The sequence below is a fragment of the Flavobacterium luminosum genome (assembly GCF_023635005.1).
GTDB classification, from domain to species: Bacteria; Bacteroidota; Bacteroidia; order Flavobacteriales; family Flavobacteriaceae; genus Flavobacterium; species Flavobacterium luminosum.
The window spans coordinates 41020-57762 of sequence record NZ_JAMLJM010000004.1 but is presented as its reverse complement, the minus strand read 5'-3'; the positions used below and the strand labels follow the sequence as shown (position 1 = coordinate 57762).

Genomic DNA, 16743 nt, shown 5'->3' with positions numbered 1-16743 from the left:
TTATATAATTCCTTCTTTTAAAATATCGTGAATATGCAATATGCCTACATACTCTTCTTTGTCAAAAACCGCCAATTGGGTAATGGAGAAATTTTCCATGATATTGAAAGCATCTACCACCATACTATCGGTTTGGATTGTTTTTGGATTTTTCGTCATGATGTCCTGAGCAGTGAATCCGGTAATAGTTTCTGTTTTGTTTAGCATTCTTCGAATGTCACCATCAGTAATAATTCCGGCTAGTTTTCCGTTGGCCATTACGGCAGTTACACCTAAACGTTTTTCGGAAATTTCCATGATCACGTCTTTAATCGAAGAAGAAACCTCTACAATAGGTTTGTGTGTTCTGTCGAGCATGTCTCCCACGCGAAGCAATAGTTTTTTACCTAAAGCACCACCTGGGTGGTATTTAGCAAAATCCTCGCTTTTGAAGTCTCTCATTTCCATTAAACAAACCGCTAACGCATCACCTAAAACCAATTGGGCAGTGGTACTGTTGGTTGGCGCTAGATTGTTTGGACAAGATTCTTTTTCAACGTAAGCATGCAACACTAAATCAGATTCTTTACCCAAGAAAGAGGTCAATCCTGCCGTCATACCAATGAGTGGATTGCCGTAGCGCTTCAATAAAGGAACCAAAGCTTTGATTTCAGGGCTATTACCGCTTTTGGAAATACAAATTACAACATCGTTGGCTTGTACCATTCCCAAGTCACCATGAATGGCTTCTGCTGCGTGCAAAAACATGCTAGGTGTTCCTGTTGAGTTAAAAGTAGCAACCATTTTCTGAGCAATGATGGCACTTTTTCCTATACCGGTCACAATGAGTCTTCCTTTGCAGTGGTAAATTAATTCGGCAGCTTGAGCAAAATCGTCCGATAAATAATTGATCAGTTGTGCAATGGATTCACTTTGTGATAAGATCGTTTTTTTGGCACTGGCCAAAATATTTTCTTTTGTTATCAAAACAGAATAGTTATAAATTTGTATATGAAAAAGAAATTTGTATCTTTATAGGTGCAAATTTAAAAAAATACCTCAAATATATAATGAATTCAACCGAAATTGATTTACACAAAGAATTAAAAAAATATTTTGGTTTTGACCAGTTTAAAGGATTGCAAGAACAAGTAGTCCGCAGTATTATTTCTGGCAAAAACACTTTTGTGATTATGCCTACTGGAGGCGGTAAATCATTATGTTATCAATTGCCTGCATTAATTCAGGAGGGTACTGCTATTGTGGTTTCTCCTCTTATAGCTTTGATGAAGAATCAGGTAGATGCGTTGCGTAGTTTAGGATCAGAATATGGAATTGCACATGTACTAAACTCATCATTGACAAAAACAGAAATTAATCAGGTAAAAAAAGATATTACTGATGGTTTGACCAAGTTACTCTATGTAGCTCCCGAGTCATTGACTAAAGAGGAATATGTAGATTTTCTAAGAGGACAAAAAATTTCTTTTGTTGCGATAGATGAGGCACACTGTATTTCTGAGTGGGGACACGATTTTCGTCCGGAGTATCGTAACCTGCGTTCTATTATTAAAGCTTTGGGCGATGTACCTATTATTGGTTTAACCGCAACGGCGACTCCAAAAGTTCAGGAAGATATTCTGAAAAATCTAGATATTCCCGACGCTAACACTTTCAAAGCGTCGTTCAATCGTCCTAATTTGTTCTACGAGGTACGTACCAAAACCAAAAATGTAGAGAGTGACATCATTCGTTTTATCAAGCAACACAAAGGAAAATCGGGAGTGATTTACTGTTTGTCTCGAAAGAAAGTAGAAGAAATAGCTCAGGTTTTACAAGTGAATGGAATATCGGCGGTACCTTACCATGCTGGTTTAGATGCGAAGACAAGAGCAAAGCACCAAGATATGTTCCTAATGGAAGATGTAGATGTGGTTGTGGCTACGATTGCTTTTGGTATGGGAATTGATAAACCGGATGTTCGTTTTGTGATTCATCATGACATTCCTAAATCGTTAGAGAGTTATTACCAAGAAACCGGTCGTGCGGGTCGTGATGGGGGTGAAGGTCATTGTTTGGCTTACTATTCCTATAAAGATGTAGAAAAACTAGAAAAATTCATGGCAGGGAAACCGGTAGCCGAGCAAGAAGTAGGTTACGCATTGTTGCAGGAAGTGGTTTCTTATGCCGAAACTTCAATGTCACGTCGTAAATTTTTATTGCATTACTTCGGAGAAGAGTTTGATAACGAAACGGGAGAAGGTGGCGATATGGATGACAACATGCGCAATCCGAAGAAAAAAACGGAAGCACAAGACCAAGTAGTCATCTTGTTGGAAACCATCAGAGATACTAAAGAAGTGTATAAAGCCAAAGAGTTGATTTTGACTCTCATTGGTAAAGTGAATGCCGTTATTAAAGCACATCGTACCGATTCTCAACAATTTTTTGGAAGAGGAAAGCAATATGAGGAAAAACATTGGATGGCATTAATCCGTCAAGTGATGGTGGCCGATATGATCGTCAAAGATATTGAGAGTTATGGTGTTTTAAAGTTGTCCGATAAAGGAAGAGCGTTTATTGAAAACCCACATTCTTTCATGATGACTGAAGATCATGAATATAACGAAACGGAGGATGAAAGTATTGTAACGGCAGCAAAATCTTCCGGTACTGCTGATGAAGCTCTGATGACTATGTTGTTGGATTTACGTAAGAAAGTGGCCAAAAAAGAAGGAGTGCCTCCGTATGTGGTATTTCAGGAATTTTCTTTAGAAGACATGGCTCTTAAATACCCGGTGACGATTGAAGAATTGAGTAATGTTCAAGGGGTTGGAGAAGGTAAAGCCAAAAAATACGGTAAGGATTTTATACAATTGATTGCTCGTTATGTAGAGGAGAATGATATTGTACGTCCTGATGATTTGGTGGTAAAATCTACCGGAGCCAATTCGGCACTTAAATTGTATGTGATTCAGAATATAGACCGTAAGTTACCTTTAGATGATATTGCAAAAGCCAAAGGTCTGGATATGGATGCTCTTTTGAAAGAAATGGAGCAAATAGTATACTCCGGTACTAAGCTGAATATTAAGTATTGGATTGATGAAATCTTGGATGATGACCAACAAGAAGAAATACATGATTATTTCATGGAATCGGATTCCGATAAAATTCAGGATGCACTCGATGAATTTGAAGGGGATTACGATACCGAAGAACTTCGTTTAATGCGAATCCAGTTCATAAGTGAAGTAGCCAACTAATCAAAGCCTCCAAATGGAGGTTTTTTTATTTTTTAAGGTTTCTGAGTACTCAACAAAGCATAATTTTTTATTAAATATCGTTAATGTGTTTTATTTTTTTGTTTAAGTTTTGATAAATTTGATTAAACAAAAACTAACAAATTAATATTTTATCTTATGAAAAAGAGTTTAAAGAAAATGATGCTTTTTGGTTTGGTATGTACTTCAATTTTCGCAGTAAGCTGTGATAACGATGACGATACCAATGAAATGAAAAACACTACGATCGCTTCTTTGGCGAGTAAGAATTCAGAGTTTTCAACCTTGGTTTCTGCTCTTAATAAGACAGGTTTAACCTCTGTTTTGAATGATACCGGAAATTATACGGTTTTTGCTCCTACTAATGAGGCTTTTTCAGCTTTTTTAACACAAAATGGTTTTTCAAACTTAGATGCAGTGCCGGTAGCAGTGTTAAAAGAGGTTTTATTGAATCATGTTATTAATGATGAATTGTTTTCTAATGAACTCTCTACAGGTTATGTTAAAACATTAGGGAAAGGCGCTGCATCTTCTACTAATACCTTAAGTATGTATGTAGATACTTCTAACGGAATGGTAAAATTAAACGGAGTTTCTACGGTTGTTACTGCTGATATCGATGCATCTAACGGAGTAATTCACAAAGTAAATAATGTAATTGGTTTGCCAACTATTGTTACCCATGCCACAGCAAACAGTAATTTTACTTCTTTAGTAGCTGCTCTTACAAGATCAGACATGCCTAATTTTGTGAGTATCTTATCAGGAAACGAAAATTCTCCTTTTACCGTTTTTGCCCCAACAAATGCTGCTTTTTCGAGTTTGTTAACAGAGTTTAGTTGGTCAACTTTATCAGATGTTCCACAATCTGTTTTAGAGAACACTTTAAAGTACCATGTTGTGGCTAATGCAAATGTACTTTCTAGTCAGTTAACCAATAACATGGATGTGACTACTTTTCAAGGACAAAAGTTCACAGTGGGTTTGACAGGAGGTGCTAAAATTACTGATGCAAATGACAGAGTGAGCAACATCGTTGCAGTTGATGTACAATGTGCAAATGGTGTGATCCATGTATTGGATAAGGTAATTGTACCTAATCTTAAATAATTTTGTTCATAGTCTTCAAAAGGCCTGTTTTTACAGGCCTTTTTTTATTCGTATAGTTCTCCGCGATGAGGTTTTAAAGTATCTCGAATTGGAATTAAATATTCATCCGTCACTACCATAAAAGCAATGGCGTACATAGAATCTATAATGGTAAATCCTGTGATGGTAATAGGTAGATTTTCCATTTTTATATATTCCTTCAGATGAATTTTATGATGTTCAGCGGTTTTGGCTGCCGCGGGGCCTCTAAAATCCCAAATTAGTTTAATCTGACGCATGCTAGTATTTTTTTACAAATATCTGTTTTTATTTGGAAACAAGTACAAGTTTAGTTTTTCTCTTCTTTCTTGTCTCTTTTTGTGTCGGAACAAAAGAGGTGTAGGATAAGCTTCTGAAAATTGTTTATTTTTGTAGCCTAATTTAAGATGGATGTCCAAAGAATTACAACTGCAAGTTGCTCCTGAAATTGCTGCTAATGCACCATTGTTACAGGCTCATATAGCCAAACTAATGCATGTTTCAGCGAATGAAATTCAAAAAGTAGTGGTTTTGAAACGTTCTGTCGATGCACGACAAAAAGCGATTAAAATCAACATAAAAGCCAATGTTTTTTTTCAGGGTGAGCCTGTAGTAGAAGAAACAATAGCATTGCCTCATTACAATGAAGTGTCTAACGCACCTGAAGTAATTGTAGTGGGAGCTGGTTCTGCGGGTTTGTTTGCGGCTTTAAGACTAATTGAGTTGGGGCTAAAGCCTATTGTTATTGAAAGAGGAAAGGATGTTCGTGGTCGTCGTCGTGATCTCAAAGCGATTAATCGAGATCATATTGTAAATGAAGATTCTAACTATTGTTTTGGAGAAGGAGGAGCAGGAACATATTCCGACGGTAAATTGTATACTCGTTCCAAGAAAAGAGGGGATGTAGATCGGATTTTAAAATTGTTAGTGGCTTTTGGAGCCACTCCTGAAATATTAGTAGAAGCCCATCCACATATTGGCACAAACAAACTCCCTCAGATTATTCAAGATATCAGAGAAAAGATTAAAGAATGTGGGGGGCAGGTGCTATTTGAAACCCGAGTGACTGATATTATTATCGAATCGAATAAAGTTCGTGGCGTAATTACCAATACGGGAGAAACCATCAAAGCGGAAAAAATTATTCTGGCAACGGGGCATTCCGCTCGTGATATTTTTGAATTATTGGATCGAAAAAAGGTGCTAATTGAGGCTAAACCCTTTGCCTTAGGTGTTCGTGCGGAGCATCCGCAAAGTTTAATCGATCAGATTCAATATTCTTGTGATTTCAGAGGCGAGTATCTTCCTCCAGCTCCTTATTCGATTGTAAAACAAGTAAATGGTCGTGGGATGTATTCGTTTTGTATGTGTCCGGGTGGGGTTATAGCTCCTTGCGCAACGAGTCCGGGCGAAGTAGTGACCAATGGCTGGTCGCCTTCGAAACGTGATCAGGCTACAGCAAATTCAGGAATAGTTGTCGAATTAAAATTGGAAGATTTTAAACCTTTTGCCAAACATGGTGCTTTAGCTGGGATGGAATTTCAAAAGGCGATAGAACAAAAAGCATGGCACTTAGCTGGAGGATCTTACCAAAGTGCAGCAACGCAACAGACTCAAAAAGTACCGGCGCAACGTTTAGTTGATTTTACACAGCGCAAAGTATCAGCTGATATCCCTAAGACTTCCTATGTGCCCGGAACCACTTCGGTTGAATTAGGAGAAGTTTTTCCTGATTTCTTAACCCAAATAATGCGAGAAGGTTTTGTACAATTCGGAAAATCAATGAAAGGATATTATACCAATGAGGCGGTATTACATGCGCCAGAAAGTCGTACCTCTTCTCCTGTTCGTATTCCTCGTGATCCTTATACTTTAGAACATTTAGAGATAGAAGGATTGTATCCTTGTGGAGAAGGGGCAGGTTATGCGGGTGGTATTATTTCTGCAGCTATAGATGGAGAAAAATGTGCTGAGAAATGTGCTGAAACTATGAAAAGATAAAATTTGATTATTTCTTATACGAAAAGACCTTATGTGGATAAGCATAAGGTCTTTATTGTTTAATGAATTTTTTTTTGAGTATTTCTTAGTTTACACTATGCTTGCGTTTTAACCGAGTTGAAATAGTATTTTAGGAATACGAGCCCTAAGATTCCCGAAATTAAAGAAGCAACAATAATATAGAGTTTGGCATTATTAATAATTACCGTGTCTGTAAACGCTAAAAGCGTCACGAAAATTGACATGGTGAAACCAATACCTCCCAAAAGACCAACGCCAAAGATAGATTTCCAAGTCAGTCCATCGGTCATTGTTGCCCATTTGAATTTTACCGATAGAAAAGAGAACAACGTAATGCCTAAAGGTTTTCCCACTACCAATCCTAAAATGATTCCTAAAGCATAAGTGGGTAGTAATTCTTGTGAGGCATCAAAATTTAAAACAATAGCCGTGTTTGCCAAAGCAAATATGGGTAAAATTATAAAAGAAACAGGCTTGTGTAGCCAGTGCTCTAATTGATACGAAATCGAATGTTCTTCACCTTGTTGGAACGGGATCGCAAAAGCGACTAAAACACCTGTAATGGTTGCATGAACACCCGAATGTAATAAGCAATACCACATGATGACTCCTAAAATTAGATACGGAATAAGTTTGTACACTTTCAATCGGTTCATAACGAGCATGATTCCAAAGATTCCCATCGCTATGGCTAGATAAGTCAAGTTGAGTTCCTTGGTATAAAAGAAAGCAATCACTAAAATAGCCCCTAAATCATCAATAACAGCCAATGCGGTTAAAAAGATTTTTAGTGAGAGTGGTACCTTATTTCCCAACAAGGATAAAATTCCGATGGCAAAAGCAATATCGGTTGCCATTGGAATTCCAATTCCGTCTTGGAAAGGCGTGTTTTGATTGTAGAAGAAATAAATTAAAGCAGGAACAGCCATTCCTCCTAGAGCTCCCATAATAGGTAACATAGCACTTCGAATGTTCGATAATTCGCCAATATAGACCTCTCGTTCCAATTCCAATCCAATCATCAAAAAGAAGATGGTCATCAGACCGTCATTAATGATGTGTTCTATTGAAAAACTTCCTATTTTTAAATGCCAAAAATGTGAATAAGTTTCTTCGAATGCACTATTGGTGATTACTATAGATAAGAAAGTGCAAAGTAAGAGTATGATCCCACTGGCTTTTTCACTTTCAAAAAAAGAGGTAAATAATTTTGTCGCTTTCATAAAATATAATGGAATGATGAATACACTTTCAGCTTATAAATTGCTATAAAAGAATATACAATATTAGTATTCGAAAATAAAAAATTGAAGAGTTTTACCGTTCCACTTTAACATGGTATTGGGAAAGGTTATTAATGGCTTCTTCCGATTTATAGTCAAAAGTTTCTTCGTGATTTTGTTTTTCTTTTTTGTTGGAGATCATTTTTATACAATTATAAAAACGTCTCACATCGTTGTCCGTTTTTAAAATTAGTCCTGGAACGGCAGTATTATTTCCATTGCTGTCTTTGGCCACCATAGTAAAATAAGAGGAGTTGCAATGTTTGACTTTTCCGGTCTGAATATTTTCAGCTTCTACTCGAATCCCTATAATCATCGATGTTTTTCCGGTATAATTAACCGAAGCTTTCATGGTGACTAATTCTCCTACTTCGATAGGAGCTAGAAAATCTACCGTATCTACTGAAGCAGTGACACAATAATGTCCTGAAAATTTAGAAGCACAAGCAAAGGCGATTTGATCTAGTAATGATAAAATATATCCTCCGTGAATTTTTCCACTGAAATTAGTGTGAGACGGAAGCATCAATTCAGAGATTATTATATTGGAGGATTCTACGCTCTTATAACTTGTTTCCATATTGTTTTATTTAAGAAGATGTGGTGATTTTTCTGTTTTTACAGCAATAACAAAATAGTTGCTGTCTCCCCACCAAGGAAAGGTTTTGTAGCGTTCGATATAGCTTATTTTTACATATTGTCCTTGATAGTCTTTCAGTTGCTGGATCACTTCAGCGTTTTCATCTAAAACAGAAAATCGGAAAATCTGAGCTCCTGAAATACCTTGTGAAATTTCGCCTTCCCAAGTTTTAAAGATATATCCTTTGCTACTAAATTTTATGAGTTCACCGGTTCGGTCACCTTCGCTATAAGTGGCGTAGTACAGAAAAGCATAAAAAGCGGTTACTCCTAGAAGGATTACTGCGGTTGTAATAAGTAAAAATTTTCGGAACATAGTGTTTGTTTTTATAATGTTAGTTCATTTGATTCGGCTCTATTGATAATACTTTCGGGTAACGATTTCTTTGCTTTTGCCCCCATTTTTTTTAGTTTTTCGACGCTGGTTACCAAATTTCCTTTTCCATCCACCAATTTGTTCATGGCATTGCTGTATTCGGATTTGGCTTCATCCATGCGTTTTCCTATTTTAATTAAATCACTCACGAAACCTTCAAATTTATCATACAAAGCACCGGCTTGGCGTGCTATTTCGTAGGCGTTTTCCTGTTGCTTTTGATTGGTCCACATGCTATCGATGGTTCGCAAAGTAGCCAATAGGGTAGAAGGTGTTACAATAACGATATTTTTTTCAAAAGCTTTGTTGTATAAAGTAGCATCTTCATTCAAGGCCAATGCGAAAGCGGGTTCTATAGGCACAAAAAGAAGTACAAAGTCTGGACTTTCCATTTTGTATAAATCGTGATAATTTTTCTCGCCCAATTGGTCGACGTGTCTTTTTAACGCGTTAACATGTTCTTTCAGGTATTGTGTTTTTAGCGTTTCGTCTTCTTCATTCACAAATCGTTCGTAAGCCGTTAAGGTTACTTTAGCATCGACAATCATTTTCTTACCGTCAGGTAAATTGATGATTACATCGGGTTGTACGCGGTTTCCTTCTTCGGTCACAAAACTTTGTTGTACTTCATATTCTCGTCCCTTTTCTAATCCTGATTTTTCTAGTACACGTTCTAATACTAATTCGCCCCAATTTCCCTGCATTTTACTGTCACCTTTTAAGGCTTTGGTTAAATTGAGTGTTTCTTTGCTCATTTGGGCATTCAGCTCACGAAGTCCCATAATTTGCTGGCGAAGTGCCGCGTGATAATCGATACTTTCTTTGTGGGTATCTTCCACTTTTTTCTCGAACAATTGGATTTTGTCCTGTAACGGTGAAAGAATGGTTTTTAGATTTTCTTTATTTTGCTCTGTGAATTTAGTGGTTTTTTCTTCTAGAATTTTATTGGCTAGATTTTCAAATTCTTTGGTGAATTTTTCCTGTAATTGCTCCACTTCTTGTTTTTGTTCCCTGTTGCGTTCCAATAAATTGTCAAAATCTACTTCTTTTTTCGATAATTGAATGGCCACAGCTTCTTTTTCATTGCGAATACTTTCCTTCTCTGCTTGCAATTGTTGGATGTTTTTTTGGAACAATTCGCGTTCCGACTGAAATTGTGTTTTCAGTTGTTCTATTTGAGTAAACAATCCTTTGATTTTTTCTTCTAAAGAGGCTTTTTCAGAAGTAGTAGTTGCAGTAAAAAGTGATTTTCCAATAAAGATTCCGATAATTAAGGCAATGATAAATGCGGCTAAGACTAGAATAGTTTGTAACATGGTAATTTTTTATTAATACTGTAAATGTAGAAAAAAATGAAATGGTTTTCTAATCTGTAGTGAACTTTTACACATTTCGTTAAGGATATTGGGCAACAAAAAAGTCATTCCAAATTCAATTGAAATGACTTTTATTTTTATAGATAAACTATTATTAAGCCGTCTGATCTTCTATTGTAGCCTCTGGTGCATTCTTTTTTACCGATTCGATTCCATTATCGCGTCCCGCTTCACTTTCGTACATTTCACTAGTTCTAATAATCTGTCCGTTAGTCGCTTTTAAGTTAAAATAAGGTTTTCCGTTGGCCGCTGTTTTGCGATCAAATTTACTGTCGTCTTGAGAATTGCGTTTCACCGATTCAATTCCGTTTTCACAATTACTTTTTGAGGAATATCCTTCACTTCTTAAAATTTCCTGACCGTTTCCAGCTTTCAAACTAAATTGGAATTCTCCATTTACTCTTTTGGTAATAACAAATTTTCCCATAGTGTGTTGTATTAAGGTTTTTTAAAATGTTTATTTTCAGTCTTCAAAAAGAAGATTAATATTGCTAATATAAGGAAAGAAAATTGTTTTTGTAAGAAATTAATTTGTTTTGTTGGGTAATTTACATTTTTTAATGTTAAAATGTTGATTTTTAATTGTTTATATAAAAAATATTTCTATCTTTGATATGCAATATTTGATTTAATACTTGAATTAATTTCTCTGTAATAAGAGAGTTTCTTCGAAAGTTTTTTTACTCGTAAAGTAAAAGAATAATATTACATCAAAATATTGTATTGGAGGTCTGCAAACAGACCTCCTTTTTTGTTTATGGGATAGCTTCCTTTTTTTTCTCAAAAAGAATGAGTAATTTTATTATCATAGCGAGAAGATGAAATTATACATTAAGAATATGGTTTGCCAAAGATGTATTTTGGCAGTTGAGACACTGTTGCAATCTCAGGGAATTGACTATAAAAATGTGACTTTGGGAGAAATCGAAACCATGCATACTTTGTCTCAAGAAAGGAGGGCAATTTTATCTCAAGAGCTTCTGAAAATGGGTTTTGAGCTCATAGATGATAAAAAACAGCAACTGATAGAACGTATTAAGAATCGTATCATTCAGTTTGTTCATCATGATAAGGAAAAGGTAAAAATCAATTTTTCTGAATTTTTAGCTACGGAGTTAGGTTACGAATACAACTATTTGAGTAATCTTTTTTCGGAAGTTGAAGGCATTACCATAGAGAAATATATTATTCTTCAGAAAATTGAAAAGGTAAAAGAACTAATCGTTTACGACGAACTTTCACTTAAAGAAATAGCAGATCAATTGGGTTATAGCAGTGTGGCGTATTTGAGCAATCAATTTAAAAAAATAACCGGCTTGACACCTTCACATTTTAAATCGGTTGGAATTCAAAAAAGAGTTCCTTTGGATCATCTGTAAATTTTACAAATCAGAAACCGAATTCTGTAACTTTTTTTGAGGCGATTGATCTTAATTTTACTCCAAGAAATGTAAGAGTATGGAAACCAATACAACTTTTTTGACGCTTCCCTTGGAAGGTGTTCACAGTGAACATTGTGCTTTGATCGTAGATGAGGCTCTTGGTAAAACCGAGGGTGTTTTGTCTCACAAAGTTGAGTTTAATAATCATGTTGCTAAAATTTCGGTTGATGATAAGAGATTTCATTTGAACCAACTCATTCGAAACCTTCGAGATTTGGGCTATAATGTGACTACAGTCAAAAAAGATTTTCCAGTAACTGGTATGTCTTGTGCTTCTTGTGCGGTGAGTGCAGAAAGTGTCTTGTCCTCAGAGACCGGTGTTGTTTCTTCTGCCGTGAATTATGCCAATGCTACCGCTACTTTAGAATATGTCCCAGGTTTGGCACATCCTGAAAAGTTAAAACTAGCTTTAGAAGAAGCGGGTTACGATTTATTGATTACGGCAACTGAAAATCAAGAAGACGAAGTAGCCGAAAGACAAAATCAACATTTCGTTGCTTTAAAAAAGAGAACGATAGCCTCTGCATTGTTCACATTGCCCGTTTTTGTTATAGGGATGTTTTTTATGGATATGCCTTATGGTAACTGGATTATGTGGTTGTTTTCGACACCTGTGCTCTTTGGATTCGGTAAAAACTTTTTTATCAATGCCTGGAAACAGGCCAAACATCGAAAAGCCAACATGGATACTTTAGTGGCCTTAAGTACCGGAATCGCTTATTTTTTTAGTGTTTTTAATACATTATATCCCCAGTTTTGGCATAATCGCGGATTGCATGCTCATGTCTATTTTGAAGCCGCTACAGTGGTAATTACGTTCATTCTTTTTGGAAAATTATTGGAAGAACGGGCAAAAAATAATACAGCCTTTGCCATTAAAAAGCTGATGGGGCTGCAACCTAAAACGGTAATTCGATTAACCAATGAAGGAAATCAAGAAGAAGTGGCAATCGGCGACATTCAAGTGGGAGATATGCTTTTAGTTAAGCCAGGAGAAAAAATAGCAGTTGATGGCAGGGTGCTTTCCGGTACTTCTTTTGTAGATGAAAGTATGATTTCCGGAGAACCTATCGCGGTTTCTAAAAGTCAAAACGATCCTGTTTTTGCCGGAACCATCAATCAAAAAGGGAGTCTACAATATAAAGCCGAAAAAATTGGCAGTGCTACCTTATTGTCACACATAATTGCAATGGTACAAAATGCTCAAGGAAGTAAAGCTCCTGTTCAGAAACTAGTTGATACTATTGCTGGGATTTTTGTTCCCGTGGTTATGGGAATAGCACTACTTACTTTCTTGTTATGGCTCATTTTTGGCGGAGAAAATGGATTTACCCATGGATTGTTGGCTATGGTTACTGTTTTGGTCATTGCTTGTCCTTGTGCTTTAGGCTTGGCCACTCCTACAGCAATAATGGTTGGAATTGGCAAAGGAGCTCAAAACGGAATACTTATAAAGGATGCTGAGAGTTTAGAACTAGCAAAAAAAGTAACTACAGTCGTATTTGATAAAACCGGTACGCTAACCGAAGGTAAACCTTCTGTAGTTGCTAGTTTATGGAAAGAAGAAGAGACTTCTTTTTCTTCGATACTGTATTCCATCGAAATGCAATCGGAACATCCTTTGGCAGAGGCAATAACGACACACTATTCGGGAATGAACTTGTTAACCGTTTCGGATTTTGAAAGCGATACGGGATTTGGAGTACGCGCAATAGTAAATCATCAAACCTATTATGTTGGTAATCAAAAGTTACTTGACAAAAATCAAATTTCTACAGATGATAACTTCTATACTGATTTTATAACAAAATATTCAGACTCGGGACACACCCTATTGTATTTTGCTGACACTGAAAAAGTATTGGGTATTACAGCGGTTACAGATCCTATTAAAACTTCTTCTGTTCAAGCCGTTGCTCAACTCAAAGCTCAGGGCATAGAAGTTATCATGCTTACTGGCGACAATGAATCTTCGGCTGCTGCTGTTTCTAAAAATTTGGGTCTGAATCGTTTTAAAGCAGGTGTTTTACCTCAAGACAAATTGAACTTCGTAAAACAACTACAATCGGATGGCAAAATTGTAGCGATGGTTGGCGATGGAATTAATGACAGCGCAGCTTTGGCTCAAGCTAATGTAAGTATAGCAATGGGTAAAGGTTCTGATATAGCGATGGATGTGGCGCACATGACTCTCATTTCTTCCGATTTGTTGAAGGTCCCTCAGGCTATTAAATTATCGAAACAAACGGTATCGACAATAAAACAAAATCTGTTTTGGGCCTTCATTTACAATATAATAGGTATTCCCATTGCAGCGGGGATTTTATATCCCGTAAATGGGTTTTTATTAAATCCCATGATTGCTGGTGCTGCCATGGCTTTAAGTTCTGTGAGTGTAGTTACCAATAGTCTACTATTAAAATTTAAAAAATAATAATTCGAAAAAGATGAAAACAAATCAATTTAAAACAAATATTAACTGTTCCAGTTGTATAGCTAAGGTTACTCCTTTTTTAAATGCTTTATTAGGCGAAAACCAATGGGAAGTTGATACTACCAATAAAAATAAAATTCTTACTGTGAAAACAGAGAATGTAGAGGACCAAAAGATTATTGAGGAAGTTGAAAAAGCCGGGTTTAAGATTGAATATTTACCTGAGGAACAATAAATCTGACCACCGAATTAAAATTTAAGTTTGGTAATGGTATATTAAAATGTTAAATTTTTGATTTTCAGTTGTTTGTATGGGAAAATATCGTACATTTGATATGCGGTATTTGATTTAATACTTGAAGATATTTCTCTGTTACAAGAGAGTTTCTTTGAAAGTTTTTTTACTCGTAAAGTAAAAGAATAATATTACATCAAATTATCGTGAGAGAGGTCTGTTGTAAGACCTCTCTTTTTTTTGTAAAACATTGATAATTAATTTTTTATATTAATAATAAGTTGTATATTTGATATGTGGTTTTGATTAGTTATTGGATAGATCCAAGCTCAACAGCAAAAGAATATTCAGTCGTACGTTCTGCCTAAGTAGAATCAGAGGTATGAATTCGACGTAATGAATCAAAACTTCAGAAGGAGGTCTAACGGGCCTCCTTTTTTTGTGGTAAACTTCTGCTTTAAATTTCTTAACACTCTTCGATCTTTTAGTATCTTCGTTTTCTTTATATTAAAAGTATTATGGATATGTCTGGAAGTGCTTCCCAAGAATTTATGCTAGAGGCTTTGGCCTTAGCCGAACAAAGTGTTGCCAATGGAGGAGGGCCTTTTGGCGCTGTGATTGTTAAAGACGGGAAAATTATTGGGAGAGGAACCAATATGGTAACGAAATCCAACGATCCTACGGCTCATGCTGAGGTTAACGCTATTCGAGAGGCCGCCAATACTCTTCAAAATTTTGATTTAACGGGATGTGATCTTTACACTTCCTGCGAGCCTTGTCCGATGTGTTTGGGAGCAATTTATTGGGCAAGGATACGTAAAGTATTTTACGGAAATACTAGAGAAGATGCCAAAAGGATTGGTTTTGACGATTCATTTATTTACGATCAAATCGATCTCTCTCCAGAAAAAAGAACTATTCCTAGTTTTCCTTTTTTGTCCGATGCTGCTGCTAAAGCATTTCAGTTATGGGACGAGAAGGAAGATAAAATACCTTACTAATGCATTACCATTATTTATTGCACAAGCCTCATGGTTATCTGAGTCAATTTATTTACGAGAAAAAAAGAGCAAAGAAAAAGCTAGGAGAGTTGTTTGATTTTCCGGAGGGGACCATGGCCATTGGTCGACTCGATGAAGATTCAGAGGGACTTCTTCTGCTTACCACTGATGGAATGATGAGCGAAATAGTGCGTTCGAAAACCGTAGCGAAAGAGTACTACGCTCAAGTAGACGGAATAATAACTTCAGAAGCGATAGAAAGACTCAAAAAAGGTATAGAAATTGGCTTTAAAGGAATTCGATATACAACAAAGCCTTGCGATGCATTCAAGGTTCAGGAATTACCCGATTGTATAGGTCCAGGCAGACGCATCCGTGATGAACGTCATGGTCCTACGAGTTGGCTTTCGATTACTTTAACTGAAGGAAAATTTCGACAAGTTAGAAAAATGACCGCCGCCGTAGGATTTCCTACTTTGCGTTTGGTTCGCGTTCGGATAGGAAATGTATCTTTGCAAGGCTTACAAGCCGGTGAGGTGAGAGAAGTTGAAAATTTTGATGTTTAGAAATTCAAAGAAAGATGTTGAATATCGTTTTAGTAGAACCCGAAATACCCAATAATACAGGGAATATAGGTCGTTTGTGTGTGGGAACAGGGAATAAATTGCATTTGATTAAACCTTATGGTTTTGAAATTACCGATAAAAATCTGAAACGTTCCGGATTAGATTATTGGGTTCATTTGGATTGGACTGAATATGATAACGTGGAAGAATGGATAGCGCAATTGCCTGATACTTCGAGGGTTTTTTTGTTTAGTTCTAAAGCGGAAGTTTCTTATTATGAATCTAAATTTCAAGAGGGCGATTGGTTGGTTTTTGGTAAAGAAAGTGTGGGATTGAGTCAGGATATCTTAAATCGATTTCAGAATCATTTAACCATTCCAATGTCAGATAAAATCAGAAGCTACAATATTGCCAATTCGGTAGCGTTTGTAGTCGGAGAGGCGAGAAGGCAAATTCATTTCAGATTGTAATTCTGGTTTTATTTACAGTACGATTTATATTTATAAGTTATGCACAACCATAACATAACTATGACAAAAAATATGTTATATTCCATCATAGATTTTTCTGGAAAAGCTAAAACATTAGAGTATTTAATATTTTTTATTATAGATATTGCTTCTACTCTGCTGTTTCTAAAACTATTTTATGAAATTGATTTAGATAATCAAGTTACATTAAAGAATGTCTTTTATTGTTGTTTAATTGAAGTTTTCACATTTGTACCTATTCAAGCAGCATTGACTAGAAGATTGCGAAATCTTGGTTTTCCAACATGGCTAATTATTATAAATTATATTCCAATTTTAAAATATTTATTCAAACTTTCTCTAATCTTTAATTACAAAAAGAGCTGTGCACAATAGTGGTTTGAAGCATTGTAGGTTTTACGCTTATTTGGAAAATTAATGGTTAAATCAAAATTTGCCTATATTTGTTATGTACCCTAAACAAATGCCGCAACAGTAAACAAAGTCA

17 protein-coding genes are annotated in these 16743 nt (G+C 35.9%); 10 read left to right on the top strand and 7 right to left on the bottom strand.

All coding sequences use genetic code 11. From position 1 onward, the window contains the following. Nucleotides 1-966, bottom strand: a complete 966-nt coding sequence (locus NAT50_RS06740) for a KpsF/GutQ family sugar-phosphate isomerase (protein WP_250592459.1) — start codon at nucleotides 964-966, stop codon at nucleotides 1-3. An 83-nt stretch (nucleotides 967-1049) separates the two neighbouring features. Between NAT50_RS06740 and recQ the strand changes: the two genes are divergently transcribed. Beyond that, on the top strand, nucleotides 1050-3245 hold the full coding sequence (gene recQ / locus NAT50_RS06735; protein ID WP_250592458.1) for a DNA helicase RecQ: 2196 nt from the start codon (nucleotides 1050-1052) through the stop codon (nucleotides 3243-3245). A 156-nt stretch (nucleotides 3246-3401) separates the two neighbouring features. After that, nucleotides 3402-4373 carry a fasciclin domain-containing protein gene (locus NAT50_RS06730; RefSeq protein ID WP_250592457.1) on the top strand — a complete coding sequence of 324 codons (972 nt, stop codon included), beginning with the start codon at nucleotides 3402-3404 and terminating at the stop codon, nucleotides 4371-4373. Between the two features lie 44 nt (nucleotides 4374-4417). On the opposite strand, the gene NAT50_RS06725 is transcribed toward NAT50_RS06730, so the two are convergent. Next, nucleotides 4418-4651 carry a hypothetical protein gene (locus NAT50_RS06725; RefSeq protein ID WP_250592456.1) on the bottom strand — a complete coding sequence of 78 codons (234 nt, stop codon included), beginning with the start codon at nucleotides 4649-4651 and terminating at the stop codon, nucleotides 4418-4420. A gap of 151 nt (nucleotides 4652-4802) precedes the next feature. On the opposite strand from NAT50_RS06725, the gene NAT50_RS06720 reads away from it, so the two are divergent. Next, complete coding sequence (locus NAT50_RS06720) at nucleotides 4803-6392, top strand: NAD(P)/FAD-dependent oxidoreductase (RefSeq protein WP_250592455.1); 1590 nt, start codon at nucleotides 4803-4805, stop codon at nucleotides 6390-6392. Between the two features lie 95 nt (nucleotides 6393-6487). Here NAT50_RS06720 and nhaA read toward each other — a convergent pair whose 3' ends face one another. From nhaA to NAT50_RS06695, 5 genes are all read right to left on the bottom strand, one after another. Further along, on the bottom strand, nucleotides 6488-7636 hold the full coding sequence (gene nhaA / locus NAT50_RS06715) for a Na+/H+ antiporter NhaA (protein WP_250592454.1): 1149 nt from the start codon (nucleotides 7634-7636) through the stop codon (nucleotides 6488-6490). A gap of 94 nt (nucleotides 7637-7730) precedes the next feature. Beyond that, nucleotides 7731-8276: an acyl-CoA thioesterase gene (locus NAT50_RS06710; RefSeq protein WP_250592453.1), complete on the bottom strand. Its 546-nt coding sequence runs from the start codon at nucleotides 8274-8276 to the stop codon at nucleotides 7731-7733. A gap of 6 nt (nucleotides 8277-8282) precedes the next feature. After that, nucleotides 8283-8651: a 6-phosphogluconate dehydrogenase gene (locus tag NAT50_RS06705; RefSeq protein WP_250592452.1), complete on the bottom strand. Its 369-nt coding sequence runs from the start codon at nucleotides 8649-8651 to the stop codon at nucleotides 8283-8285. Between the two features lie 11 nt (nucleotides 8652-8662). Continuing rightward, a complete protein-coding gene (gene rmuC, locus NAT50_RS06700) occupies nucleotides 8663-10027 on the bottom strand; it encodes a DNA recombination protein RmuC (RefSeq protein ID WP_250592451.1) in 1365 nt (454 codons plus the stop codon). Between the two features lie 154 nt (nucleotides 10028-10181). Next, on the bottom strand, nucleotides 10182-10514 hold the full coding sequence (locus tag NAT50_RS06695; RefSeq protein WP_250592450.1) for a YegP family protein: 333 nt from the start codon (nucleotides 10512-10514) through the stop codon (nucleotides 10182-10184). A 391-nt stretch (nucleotides 10515-10905) separates the two neighbouring features. Between NAT50_RS06695 and NAT50_RS06690 the strand changes: the two genes are divergently transcribed. The 7 genes from NAT50_RS06690 (at nucleotide 10906) to NAT50_RS12385 (ending at nucleotide 16631) form a co-directional block, all read left to right on the top strand. After that, nucleotides 10906-11466, top strand: coding sequence for a helix-turn-helix domain-containing protein (locus NAT50_RS06690; RefSeq protein ID WP_250592449.1), 561 nt, complete (start codon nucleotides 10906-10908; stop codon nucleotides 11464-11466). 79 nt (nucleotides 11467-11545) lie between these two features. Next, nucleotides 11546-13963 (top strand): heavy metal translocating P-type ATPase, encoded by a 2418-nt coding sequence (locus NAT50_RS06685; protein ID WP_250592448.1) that lies wholly within the window; start codon nucleotides 11546-11548, stop codon nucleotides 13961-13963. Between the two features lie 13 nt (nucleotides 13964-13976). Beyond that, nucleotides 13977-14198 carry a heavy-metal-associated domain-containing protein gene (locus NAT50_RS06680; protein ID WP_250592447.1) on the top strand — a complete coding sequence of 74 codons (222 nt, stop codon included), beginning with the start codon at nucleotides 13977-13979 and terminating at the stop codon, nucleotides 14196-14198. A 518-nt stretch (nucleotides 14199-14716) separates the two neighbouring features. Beyond that, nucleotides 14717-15199 (top strand): nucleoside deaminase, encoded by a 483-nt coding sequence (locus tag NAT50_RS06675; RefSeq protein ID WP_317236674.1) that lies wholly within the window; start codon nucleotides 14717-14719, stop codon nucleotides 15197-15199. Further along, nucleotides 15199-15765, top strand: a complete 567-nt coding sequence (locus tag NAT50_RS06670; protein ID WP_250592446.1) for a pseudouridine synthase — start codon at nucleotides 15199-15201, stop codon at nucleotides 15763-15765. Before NAT50_RS06675 ends, NAT50_RS06670 begins: the two co-directional genes overlap by 1 nt. A 14-nt stretch (nucleotides 15766-15779) precedes the next feature. Then, nucleotides 15780-16235 carry a tRNA (cytidine(34)-2'-O)-methyltransferase gene (locus NAT50_RS06665; protein ID WP_250592445.1) on the top strand — a complete coding sequence of 152 codons (456 nt, stop codon included), beginning with the start codon at nucleotides 15780-15782 and terminating at the stop codon, nucleotides 16233-16235. A 39-nt stretch (nucleotides 16236-16274) separates the two neighbouring features. Then, nucleotides 16275-16631 carry a DUF805 domain-containing protein gene (locus NAT50_RS12385; RefSeq protein ID WP_408610659.1) on the top strand — a complete coding sequence of 119 codons (357 nt, stop codon included), beginning with the start codon at nucleotides 16275-16277 and terminating at the stop codon, nucleotides 16629-16631. The last annotated feature ends 112 nt before the right edge of the window (nucleotides 16632-16743 follow it).